The sequence below is a fragment of the Methylomonas aurea genome, assembly GCF_024505045.1.
Lineage (GTDB): Bacteria > Pseudomonadota > Gammaproteobacteria > Methylococcales > Methylomonadaceae > Methylomonas > Methylomonas aurea.
Map to the genome: position 1 here is coordinate 38,338 of NZ_JANIBM010000025.1, position 11,632 is coordinate 49,969.

Annotated in this window: 11 protein-coding genes; 10 read left to right on the forward strand and 1 reads right to left on the reverse strand. The window is 57.9% G+C overall.

The window, feature by feature from the left end; translation table 11 throughout:
• Positions 1 to 235 precede the first annotated feature (235 nt).
• The 4 genes from NP603_RS15835 to NP603_RS15850 are packed head-to-tail and all read left to right on the forward strand — an operon-like array spanning position 236 to position 5,797.
• Complete coding sequence (locus NP603_RS15835) at positions 236 to 1,177, forward strand: NADH-quinone oxidoreductase subunit B family protein (protein ID WP_256611922.1); 942 nt, start codon at positions 236 to 238, stop codon at positions 1,175 to 1,177.
• Entirely contained in the window at positions 1,177 to 2,694 is a 1,518-nt protein-coding gene (locus NP603_RS15840; RefSeq protein ID WP_256611923.1) for a nickel-dependent hydrogenase large subunit, read from the forward strand. The genes NP603_RS15835 and NP603_RS15840 overlap by 1 nt, the downstream gene beginning before the upstream one ends.
• 18 nt (positions 2,695 to 2,712) lie before the next feature.
• Positions 2,713 to 3,171 carry a hydrogenase maturation protease gene (locus NP603_RS15845; protein WP_256611924.1) on the forward strand — a complete coding sequence of 153 codons (459 nt, stop codon included), beginning with the start codon at positions 2,713 to 2,715 and terminating at the stop codon, positions 3,169 to 3,171.
• Complete coding sequence (locus NP603_RS15850) at positions 3,164 to 5,797, forward strand: sensor domain-containing protein (protein WP_256611925.1); 2,634 nt, start codon at positions 3,164 to 3,166, stop codon at positions 5,795 to 5,797. Before NP603_RS15845 ends, NP603_RS15850 begins: the two co-directional genes overlap by 8 nt.
• Positions 5,798 to 5,955: 158 nt before the next feature.
• Here NP603_RS15850 and NP603_RS15855 read toward each other — a convergent pair whose 3' ends face one another.
• Positions 5,956 to 6,114, reverse strand: coding sequence for a hypothetical protein (locus NP603_RS15855; RefSeq protein ID WP_256611926.1), 159 nt, complete (start codon positions 6,112 to 6,114; stop codon positions 5,956 to 5,958).
• A gap of 310 nt (positions 6,115 to 6,424) precedes the next feature.
• Between NP603_RS15855 and NP603_RS15860 the strand changes: the two genes are divergently transcribed.
• The 6 genes from NP603_RS15860 to NP603_RS15885 all read left to right on the forward strand — a co-directional run bounded on the left by NP603_RS15860 (position 6,425) and on the right by NP603_RS15885 (position 11,296).
• On the forward strand, positions 6,425 to 6,712 hold the full coding sequence (locus tag NP603_RS15860) for a hypothetical protein (RefSeq protein WP_256611927.1): 288 nt from the start codon (positions 6,425 to 6,427) through the stop codon (positions 6,710 to 6,712).
• A gap of 98 nt (positions 6,713 to 6,810) precedes the next feature.
• The gene (locus NP603_RS15865; protein WP_256611940.1) at positions 6,811 to 7,803 is read left to right on the forward strand and encodes an SPL family radical SAM protein; all 993 of its coding nucleotides are present in this window, start codon (positions 6,811 to 6,813) and stop codon (positions 7,801 to 7,803) included.
• Positions 7,791 to 8,504: an SDR family oxidoreductase gene (locus tag NP603_RS15870; protein WP_256611928.1), complete on the forward strand. Its 714-nt coding sequence runs from the start codon at positions 7,791 to 7,793 to the stop codon at positions 8,502 to 8,504. Before NP603_RS15865 ends, NP603_RS15870 begins: the two co-directional genes overlap by 13 nt.
• Before the next feature lie 2 nt (positions 8,505 to 8,506).
• Positions 8,507 to 10,108: a potassium channel protein gene (locus NP603_RS15875; RefSeq protein WP_256611929.1), complete on the forward strand. Its 1,602-nt coding sequence runs from the start codon at positions 8,507 to 8,509 to the stop codon at positions 10,106 to 10,108.
• Positions 10,105 to 10,809 (forward strand): potassium channel family protein, encoded by a 705-nt coding sequence (locus NP603_RS15880; protein ID WP_256611930.1) that lies wholly within the window; start codon positions 10,105 to 10,107, stop codon positions 10,807 to 10,809. Before NP603_RS15875 ends, NP603_RS15880 begins: the two co-directional genes overlap by 4 nt.
• Positions 10,790 to 11,296, forward strand: a complete 507-nt coding sequence (locus tag NP603_RS15885; protein ID WP_305891459.1) for a disulfide bond formation protein B — start codon at positions 10,790 to 10,792, stop codon at positions 11,294 to 11,296. The genes NP603_RS15880 and NP603_RS15885 overlap by 20 nt, the downstream gene beginning before the upstream one ends.
• Positions 11,297 to 11,632: the final 336 nt, after the last annotated feature.

An 11,632-nucleotide genomic window follows, 5' to 3' on the forward strand; every position in this document is an offset into this window, starting at 1 on the left:
AAGGCCCTTGCCTTCCGCGGTGACTGCCCGCGGGCTTTCCCTGTTTGGGCTGCGCCGTTCTCGATTTGACAGCGTTGGCCTCGGCATGGTCCGGCTTGTGACGGCCGGGCCGAGCCGGCGGCGTGTTTCGCGTTGCCGCGTTCAACGGGCGTTATAAAGCCTAGTTGCGTTTCCGTTGGCACTCAAATGCCCGATTTATTAAGATGTGGCTTTGAATCCGTGCTCGAGGCGAACGATGGCTACATTATTCTGGTTGCAAACCGGCGCTTGCGGCGGCGATTCGTTGGCTATTTTGTCGGCCGAAGCTCCAAGTCTGGAGCAGTTGTTGTCCGACCACGGCGTCGAAATCCTGTGGCATCCCTCCCTGTCCCACCAGCCGATGCGCCAGCACGATGCGATCTACCAGCGCATCGTCAGCGGCGAGCAAACGCTGGATATTTTATGTGTGGAAGGCAGTATCGTTACGGCGCCGCGCGGCACCGGACTGTACGACAGTTACCGCGGGCGGGCGAAAATGGAAATGGTGCGCGAATTGGCGCAACAGGCCGGCGTCGTGGTGGCGATGGGCACCTGTGCCGCGTTCGGCGGCGTACATGCGGCGGCGCCCAATCCCGGCGACTGCCTCGGGCTGCAATTCGACCGCGACCGGCCGGGCGGTTTGTTGCCGCCGGAATGGCGGTCCCGGCGCGGCTTGCCGGTGGTCAACGTCTCCGGTTGCCCGGCCCATCCGCATTCGATGACGCAAACGTTGGCCGGTCTGGCCGCCGGCTGGCCGCTGCCGTTGGATGGGTTGAACCGGCCGCAGGCGTTTTTCAATACCGTCGTCCACCAAGGTTGCACCCGCAACGAGTACCACGAATACGATATCGAAGAATTGGAGCCCGGCGGCCGCGCCTGCCTGTTTTTTAATTTGGGTTGCCAGGGACCGATGACGCAAGCGGTGTGCAACAGCGATCTGTGGAACGGCGTCAGCAGCAAGACCCGGGCTGGCGTGCCCTGCTTCGGCTGTACCTCGCCGACCTTTCCGCGCGACGCCGATTTGTTCAGTACCCCGAAAATCGGCGACATTCCGGTGCGGCTCCCGCTCGGAGTAGAGCGCGCCCGCTACATGGCCTACAAAAACCTGGCCCGGGCCGCGGCACCGGCCCGGGTGCGCGACAAAGAGATGGACGTCTGATGGCGAGGGTCGAGCTCAACCTGAATCTGAACCGGGTCGAAGGCGATCTGGAAATTGCCGTGGTGTTGGAAGACGGCGTCGTCGCGGAGGCCAGGACCGTAGGCACGTTGTACCGCGGTTTCGAACAAATTATGCTGGGCCGGGCGCCGCGCGACGGTTTGGTGATTACGCCGCGGGTTTGCGGCATTTGCGGTACCGCGCATCTCTATGCGTCGGTGTTGGCGCTGGAGCAGATCTGGCAATTGCCGGTTCCGCCGAATGCGGTGCGGATCCGCAACCTGTGCCTGATCGCCGAAGGCATACAAAACGACCTGCGCCAGACTTTTCTGTTTTTCACGCCGGATTTTTGCAATCCGCGTTACCGGGATCGGCCCTGGTTTGACGAGTTGATGGCGCGTTTCGAACCGTTCCGCGGCTCGGTTTATCGGCAGACCTTGGCTCAGAGTAGGCAGGCGGTCGAGATCGTCGCCCAATTCGGCGGGCAATGGCCGCACTCGTCCTACATGCTGCCGGGCGGCGTCACGACCCCACCGGATCTGCGGCGGATTTTGGCCTGCCGCTCGGTATTGGACGATATCCAGCGTTGGTACGAACAGGTTATCGTCGGTGCCGGACTCGACGAATGGTTGGCGTTGGACAATGCCGATGCCTATTTCGGCTGGCTGGAAACGCCGGCCCATGCCGATAGTGCGCTCGGGCTGTTGAGCCGCAGTGCCCGCTCGCTCGGATTGCACGCCATGGCCGCCGGTACCCCGCACATGTTGAGTTTCGGCGCCTGGTGCGATCCGCAGCAGGCGTCAGGCCGGCTGCTGCCGGGCGGTTTCTACGACGGCGACAGCGCCACGCTGAGCTCCTTCGACCAGCAATTGGTCAACGAACACGTACGCCACTCCTGGTTTCGGCCTTACCCGGGCGGGCGGCATCCGCTGAACGGCGAAACGGTGCCGGATTTCCAGCCCAACAGCGACCGCTATACCTGGGCCAAGGCGCCGCGCTACGGCGATAAGGCGGTGCAGACCGGGCCGCTGGCGGAACTGATGATCGGCGGCGATGCGCTGATTCGGTCTCTGCACGCGGCGGAAGGCGGCAATGCCTGGCTGCGCCAGTTTGCCAGAGTGCGCCGCATCGGCTACGAATTGGCCTGCGCCCGGCGTATGTTGGACGAATTGAGTGCCGCTATCGGCCAGCCGCATATCCTGAATCCGGCGAAATCCGCCGAGATCGACGGCGAGGGTTTCGGTTTAATCATGGCCGCTCGCGGCGCCCTGGGGCACTGGCTGAAAATCAAAGACGGCGCCATAGCCCAATACCAAATCGTTACCCCCACCGCCTGGAACGCGTCGCCGCGCGACAGCAACGGCTTACCCGGCCACTGGGAGCAAAGCCTGGTCGGCGTGGCGGTGCAAGATCCCGACGATCCGATAGAAATCGGCCATATCATCCGTTCCCACGATCCCTGTCTGGTCTGTACCGTGCACATGCTGGACAGCGGAAAAAGGCTGCGTTTTGCGCCCTGATTGCCGCCGGTTGCCGCGATGATGCGCCATATCCTGTGTTTCGGTAATCCCTTGCACGGTGACGACGGTTTCGGACCGGCCGTTTACCGCCGCTTGGCGCAGTTACCGTTGGCGGACGGCGTGCGCCTGTTCGATGCCGGCACCCCCGGCCTTGCGGCGCTGGCGCTGTTTCAAGAATGTTGCGAGGCAGTCGTCGTCGATGCGTTGGCTCCTGCCGGCCAACCCGGCAGACTGGTGGAACTGCCGCCGGAAGCTATTCCCCTGGAGCAAGCGGCAGCCGGCCACGGCTACGGAGTCGGCTATCTGCTCGCGGCGTTGGCGGTGTTGCCGGAACCGGCGCCGGCGGTACGCATCGTCGCTGCCGAAGCCGCTGTAATAGAGCCTTACCGGCCGGGCCTGTCGGAGCCTGTCGCTGCCGCGGTGGAACGCGCCGTGGCATTGCTTAGCATTTATTTCGCTCCGCAACACCATGAATGAAGCGGAATTGAAGCAGGAACTGGCGCGGTTGCGGACCGAAGTGGAGGCTTTGCGGCTGGCCAACGCGGCGTTGGAACAGCAGATGAGCCGGGATGCGGAGCGTACCGACGCGATGTTGCGGGCGTTGGAATCGCACGGCAATGCGTTACGCGAAGCCAACCAGCGTTACCAGAATCAAAGTAATTTCATTCAAAGGGTGATGGATAGTACTGGCGCCCTGATGATCGTACTCGACCCGGACGGGCGCTTGCTCAGGATCAACCAGCAGTGCGCGCAGGAACTGGCCGCCGCCGACATCGAGCAGGAACCGGGTGTCGCCGATGCCTGGTTGCATCCGGCGGAGCGCCAACGCCTGGCCGCAGATCTGGGCAGCCTGCCTTGGACGGTATATTCGCCGTTGTTTGAGACGGTGCGGAAGCAGGGCGATTATGCGGCCGAGCACCGATTGCGCGGCCGCGACGGGCGTTACCGCTACTATTGGGTCAAGGCCAGCATGCAGCACAGTCCGCAGGGCAAAGAAGAAGGCGCCGTGATCTGCGCAACAGACATCACCGCGTTGAAACAACAGCAGGAACGCTTGCGCCGCAGCGAGAGCCTGTTGAAAGAAGCTCAGCATATCGCCCAACTGGGCCATTGGGAGCTGGATTTGACGAACGGCCGCTTGACCTGGTCCGAAGAGATATACCGGATTTTCGAACTGCATCGCACCGAACCGCCCCACAGTTACGAAGCGTTTCTGGCGCTGGTGCACCCGGATGATCGGGAGCAGGTCGATCGCGCATACAAGGCAGCGCTCGATAACCGGCAGCCATACGATATCGAACACCGTCTGCAATTTGCCGACGGCCGCATCAAATGGGTGCATGAACGCTCGCAGAACTATTACGCAGCCGACGGCCGGCCGCTGCGTTCGGTCGGTACGGTGCAGGATATTACCGAGCAACACATCGTCGACGAACAATTGCGTTTGGCCGCCAGCGTGTTCGACAACAGCCTGAACGCGATTCTGATCACCGACGCTAAGGCCCAGATACTGAAAATCAACCGGGTTTTCAGCGAGGTGATGGGCTACAAGCCGGACGAAGTGATTGGCCGCAAGCCCAACGTGTTCAAATCCGGCCACCACGGCAAGCGCTTTTACCAGGATCTATGGAGTTCGTTGAAACGCGAGGGCAAATGGCAAGGCGAGATCTGGGATCGACGCAAGGACGGCGAACTGGTGCCGCTGTGGCAGAATATTTCCGCGGTGCGAGACAGCGAGGGCCGGGTGATTCGCTATATCAGCGTGTTTTACGACCTGAGCGAACAGAAACAAAATGCCGAACACATCCATTATCTGGCTTATTACGATGCATTGACCGATTTGCCCAACCGTCAGCATTTCCAGGAGCGTTGCGAACATAGCTTGGAACGGGCGCGCCGCGACCAACAAACCCTGGCTTTGCTATTCCTGGATTTGGACCGGTTCAAACACGTCAATGACAGCCTGGGGCACCCGGTCGGTGACGAACTGCTGCGGATGGCCGCGCAACGCTTGAAGGACAGTTTGCGCCACGGCGACACCGTGGCGCGTCTGGGCGGCGACGAGTTCATCATTCTGTTGGAAAACCATCCCAGCATTAGCGATACCGAAAAAGTCGCCGCCAAGATTTTGCAGGCGCTGGCGCAGCCGTTTTCGGTGCATGGCCATAAGCTGGAAATCGGCACTTCGATCGGGATCAGCCTTTATCCCGACGACGGCGAGGATTATACGACGCTGATCAAGCATGCCGATCTGGCGATGTACCAGGCGAAAGAGCGCGGACGCGGCAATTTTCAGTTTTTTGAAGCGCACTTGACGGAGCGGGCCAGGGAACGACTGTTTTTAGAAGGCGAATTGCGCGAGGCATTGCATCGCGGCGAATTGCAAGTCCACTACCAGCCCCAGTTTTCGCTGGCGGACGGCAGTTTGATTGGGGCCGAAGCTTTGCTGCGTTGGTGCCATCCGGACAAAGGCATGATCCCGCCGGACAAATTTATCGCGATCGCCGAAGATTCCGGCTTGATCGTACCAATCGGCGAATGGGTGTTGCGCAACGCCTGCCGCCAGGCCAGGATTTGGGCGGAAGCCGGCAAGAGTTTCCGGCGCATGGCGGTCAATCTGTCGGGGGCACAGATCGAACGCAGCGACGTATTGGCTGCGGTCGACCGGATTTTGGCGGAAACCGGCCTGGCGCCGCAACATCTGGAGCTGGAAATAACCGAGACCTACATCATGCGCCAAGCCGAGCGCAATATTCGGGTCATGGAGGCGCTGCGCGACCTCGGCGTGACGCTGGCCATCGACGATTTCGGTACCGGCCAGTCTTCCTTGAGTTATTTGAAACGCTTGCCGGTCGACAAGCTGAAAATCGACCGCTCCTTTGTGATGGACATTCCGCAAGACGCCAACGATAGCGCCATCACCCGCTCGATACTGGCTCTGGGCCACAGCCTGCGGTTGACGGTATTGGCGGAAGGCGTCGAAACCGCCGAGCAACTGGCGTTCTTGAAGGAACTGGCCTGCGACGAAGCTCAAGGCTATTACTTCAGCCGGCCGCTGGATGCGGCAAGTTTTAGCGAGTTGTTGTATGGGGGCGTGAGATAAAGTCGATTTGGTCCGTGAAACCGTTATTTTCGGGAGTGCGGATCGAGCCAGGAATGGCTTTCGCTGGTGCCTGGCGGAAACGACAAAAAGAGCCCCCACTCTGAGCAAAAGTGGGGGCCGTCGAGGTTACTTCTTCACAACGAGGAGGCACAACTAAATCAGATGCGTACCGGCTTGGCCGCTTGCAGGTTGGCTGTCAACGACGCGGTGCCGAACAGCATGGTGGACAAGATGAATTGTCCGGAAACGAAACTCAGCACACCGCTGATAACGAACAGGCCGGTAGCAATGTCGCGATACAAAGTCGATGCGTTCATTTTGGGCTCCTTCGATCGGCGGGATCGGTAAATGTTGGCGTTGGCTTAACTTTATGTCTTGTTGATTCGGTTTACAATGGTGCAAATAATTCATTTATTATTTCTTTATATAAAACAAATGCGCTATTGCAGATCCGATTATTTGGAGTAAGATTAAGAAGTTAGCCGGCATTCGTCCGGCCGGGCCTTAGCGTTTTGGCCGGGGTTGCCGTTGCCGACGGTTTGAACTCAAACCCATCTATTTTTCTTCAGTCTCCTTTTTTCAGCGATGGATCACGAGCGTATCGCCGCCCGGATAGAACACGTCTCTATGGCAACCGGTATCGTCGCCGGCTTGTCTGCCGCGGCGGCAGCGATGGCGGAACCTACCGGACTGAGCGCATTCGGAGTTTGGCTGGGCTTGGTGGACGAGCCGTTGATCGTCAGGCTGGCGCCGATATTCGGTTGGCTGGCGACTGCAACCGGCACCTTGTCAGGTGCCGCATATTTCATCGCGCAATGGCAGAAACGCCGCTTCCGGAAGCAAACGGCCGCACGGGCAAGCGCATCCGGTTTGTCCGGGCTATCAGCTGAAGACGACGGCCAAGCCGGCAGCTAAGCTTGCCGCACTGCCGCTGCCAACAGGCGGCAAGTTCCGCTCCCGCGGGCCGTGCATCCCTTATAATGCCCAGCCAATCCCCCTCCTTGCCGCTAGCGATGATAGACACCTTGTACATCGAATCCGCCGTCGAATGCCATCCGCGTACTCAGACGATTCGGGCCCGTTTTCCGAAGGCGCGGATCGTGTTTTGCGAGCGCTTCGGCGAGGTGTTCAATCCCAAGGCGCAGAATTTTCGCCTGCAAAAGCAACATCCGGCGCTGATTCTGGCCGAGAAATTCCAGAAGTTCGTGTTGCCGGCGCCAGTCGGCTACGGCATCGGCGGCCGCCGCAATTACTACTTTTCCCACATGCTGAACTGCCTGTACGACTGCCGTTATTGCTTCCTGCAGGGCATGTACCAGTCGGCCAATTACGTGTTATTTGTCAATTACGAGGATTTTCAGGCCCGGATTCGCGAGATTTGCGCCGAGACGCCGGAAGACGACGTGTATTTTTTCTCCGGCTACGATTGCGACAGCCTGGCCTTCGAGCCGGTCACCGGTTTTGCCGAACAGTTCTTGCCGCTCTTCGCCGATTTGCCGAACGCCTGGTTGGAACTGCGCACCAAGAGTACCCAGATCAGAACCTTGCTGAACCGGCAGCCAGTGGCGCGCTGCGTGGTGGCATTCAGTTTGGCGCCGGACGCGGTGGCCGGAAAAGTCGAGGCCAAGGCGCCTCCTGTCGCCAAGCGCATCGAAGCGGCGGCCAAACTGCAGCGGCAGGGCTGGCCGATCGGTTTGCGTTTCGATCCGGTGATCTACCAACACGACTACCGGCAGATTTACCGCGAGCTATTCGACCAGGTGTTTGCCGTGGTCGATGGGTCCAAACTGCATTCGGTCAGTCTGGGCGTGTTTCGCTTACCGGAACAGTACTTCAAGAAAATCCATAAGTTGTACCCGGACGAAAAATTGTTTGCCAGCCCGTTTCAAACCGCGGCGGGCATGGTGAGCTACCGGGCCGATCTGGAGCAGGCCATGACGGCGGACTGCAGCCGGATGCTGCTGGAATACATACCGCAAGATGCGTTTTTTCCATGCACGCTGTGAAGCGCAACGTGCTGGTCACCGGCGCCAGCTCCGGTATCGGCCGGGCGATAGCCCGGCGTTTGTTGGCCCAGGGCCATCGCGTGCTCGGTGTGTCGCGCGATGGTCGGCGGTTCCAGACCGAGCATCCCGGTTTTGCCGCGGTCGAACTGGATTTGGCGGATCTGGAACGATTACCGGCCGCCGCCAAGCAAATACAAGAACTGGCGCCGCAGCTGGATACGGCGATATTTGCCGCCGGCTACGGCCAGTTCGGCGGCTTGGAGCAATTTTCCGCCGCGCAGATCGAACGGATGATGACGGTCAACTTTACTGCCCAAGCCTGTCTGAGCCGCTTGTTGCTACCCAAGCTGAAACAGCGGCCGTTCGCCAATTTGGTCTACATCGGTTCCGAAGCGGCCCTGAAAGGCAGCCGTAACGGCAGCATTTATTGCGCCAGCAAATTCGCGTTGCGCGGCTTCAGCCAGGCTTTGCGCGACGAATGCGGCAAGAGTTCGGTGCGGGTCTCGCTGGTCAACCCGGGCATGGTCGATACCGAGTTTTTCGAGTGTCTGAGCTTCATGCCCGGCAAGCAGGCCGGTCAAGCCCTGCAAGCCGACGATGTGGCCGATGCGGTGCTCTACATTCTGCAGGCCGGCTCGCATTGCGTGGTCGACGAAATCAACCTGAATCCTGCCAGCAAAGTCATCGAATTCAAGAAATAAACATGTTTGCCAAACTCGTCGTTTATTGCGCGTATTACCTGAAAGCCGCCGATTGGTACAAGGCCAGCAAAGCCTTCTTTTTCGACCTGTTGGAAAACCGGCAGAGCCGGCGCAAGAAATACTTCGATGCGACGATGATCATGTTGCTGGTGCTCAGCGTGATTTTTTTGATTTACGACATCGAGCACACGGACAGCAAGATGGGAGGCTATTTCGAGCTAGCGATTTTGATGGTGTTCATCGTCGAGTATTTGCTCAGAGGCTGGATTTATTCCGATACCTACAAAATCGTTATCGAAGAATACGAAAAAGCCCTGTATCTGAATTTACCGTTCAAACTGTCAGGGATATATAAAAAACTGATCGCCAAGGATCTGGAATACATTAGCTCGGTATTTGCCGTGATCGATGTGTTGGCGATACTGCCCAGCTACCGGCCGTTGGACATACTGCGGATTTTCATCATCTTCCGTCTGTTCAAGCTGTTCCGTTACTCGGACAGCGCCAAACTGTTCGCCGACGCCTTGGCCAGCAAGCGCTTCGAATTGACCACGCTGCTGATCTTCACCTGCTTTTTGGTGTTCATCGCCAGCGTATCGATCTACATGTTCGAATACCAGAACAACGCTAGCATCAACACTTTGTTCGATGCGTTTTATTGGACCATCGTCACGCTGGCCACGGTCGGTTTCGGTGACATTACCCCGCAAACCGCCGGCGGGCGCTGGGTGACGATTTTTCTGATTCTGGCCAGTCTGGGCGTATTGTCGTTCTTTACCTCGATTCTGATTGCCGCCTTCAGCGAGAAAATGTTGTCGGTGCGGGAAAGCCGCACCTATGCGGCGTTGGAGCATTACGATAATTTCATCATCATTTGCGGTTTCGGCCGGGTGGGCCAGGAAATCGCCCGCCATTTGCAGGAGGAGCAGAGCCGATTCGTGGTCATCGACAAATCGCCGGAGAAAGTGGCAGCGGCGAAATCGCGCGGTTACTTGGCCATTGAAAACGATGCCAGCAATAACGCAGTCTTGTTGAATGCCGGCATCTGCCGCGGCGCCTCGGCGATTTTGTGCATTACCGGCGACGACGTGGTCAACGTCTATATCACGCTGACCAGCCGGCATTTGAATAAGGGCCTGCGGATCATTTCCCGCGCCAACCGCCACGACAACGTCAACAAGTTGTACCAGGCCGGCGCCAACCAGGTAATCCGGCCGTTCGAAATCGCCGGCATGCTGGCCGCCGAGTTCGTCGGCCAGCCGGTGGCGTTCGAAGCCATTTCCGGCATTCTGCAAAGCCAGAGCGATATCGTCATGGAATCTGTCCTGGTCAGCGAGAAATCGGCGTTGGAGGATCGGAATATCGGCCAACTCGATCTGGAACAGCGCAAATTAACCCTGCTCGGCGTGATCAGCGCCAACCCGATTCATTTGAAACACAAGAACAAGTATCCGGTGAACCAGCAGCATTTTTATTTCAATCCGGCCTGCCAGTTCATTTTGCGCCGCGGCGACATCCTGGTGCTGCTGGGACGTAAATACGGCATCGACCACTTTCGCGACCAAGTCGAACAACGTCGGCTGTTCGCCCGGAGGTCGGCATGAAGCAGATCGCCGTGTTCGGTTATAACCGGCTGTCGTTCGAAGCGATCAGCCGTTTGGATAAGGAGTTTTACCGGATCGTCGTAATCGACCACGACCCGGTCAAGGTCGCCCTGGCGCGGGAAAACGGCTTCGAGACCGCCAACATCGATTTTCGCAGCGACGACGATCTGCGGCTGGCCGGCATCGGCGGACACATCGATACTTTGTTCTGTTTTTTCGATACCGATTCGGAAAATGTGTTCCTGACCCTGTCGGCGCGGGCACTGGACCCGAGTTTGAACATCATTGCGATTGTCGACAGCCCGGAGTCGGCCGAGAAGTTGTTGGCGGCCGGCGCCAATAAAATTATCGACCCTTACGAAATCTGCGGCCGCAAGATTCACGATATGTTGAAAAGGCCGGACATCACCGAGATTTTTGATCATACTGTGTTCGGCCGCCACGATTTGCATCTGGCCGAAGTGGCGATACCGGATAACAGCTTTCTGGAAAACATGCACGTCAGCCAGTTGGAGCTGAGGTCGCAATACAATTTGCTGCTGATCGGCATCGTCAATAAAAAGGTCAGCGACCGTTTGCATTTTGTCGGCGAGGAGATCGACCGCCGACTCAACGTCGGCGACATTTTGGTAATTTTGGGCCCGTCTCGGGAAATTAGAGCATTCAAGAAAGACGTCGAAAATGAATATTGCAAAATTTAATCCGCGTATCTGCTTTTTGTTGGGGTTTGTCGCCTGCGCCTCTTTATTGGGTGTCGGCGCTTATTTGCAATTCGTGGAGGAACTGGAGCCTTGCCCGCTGTGCATTTCCCAGCGCTTGGCAATCTTGGCCACCGGCGTCGTGTTTTTGCTGGCCGGCCTGCACAATCGCGGCCGTAAGGTTTATGCAGTGGTGAGTGCCGTTACTGCCTTGAGCGGTGCCAGTATTTCGGCTCGCCACGTTTGGTTGCAGCACTTGCCGCCGGAAGAAGTGCCGGAATGCAGTCCCGGTTTGGAGTACGTGTTTCAGCATTTTCCGTTGGCCGACACGATCAAACTGATGCTGACCGGTACCGGCGAGTGTGCGAAAGTGGATTGGACCTTATTGGGCTTCAGCATCCCGGCCTGGACCTTGCTCGCATTTTTGTTGTTGGCGACATGGGGCGGATTGCAATTCGTTAACGGCGAGGAGCAGCCGGAAAACGAATAGACGCGTTGTGCCGGCCCAGGGCTGAGGCGAGCGGTAACCGTCACTCGATTGCGTCGTATCGATACAGTCTCTCAACAGGTTATGCACAAAATCGGGGCAGGTGCCGCAGCCGGCGTATTTTGGACCCGCCGAGACATAACATAGATTAGTTTTTGACGTAAGTTATTGATTATTCGTGTCAAATAAAGTTGGCTGAAATTTGCCCAATTTAAAGAATCTGTAATAAAAACCGACACTAAGCGACGGCGGATAAACCTAATCCACAGAGTTATCCACAGATTTTGTGGGTAACTCGGTTTTTTCCAATGTCGTTAAACACTTAGCGGTGCAATATCA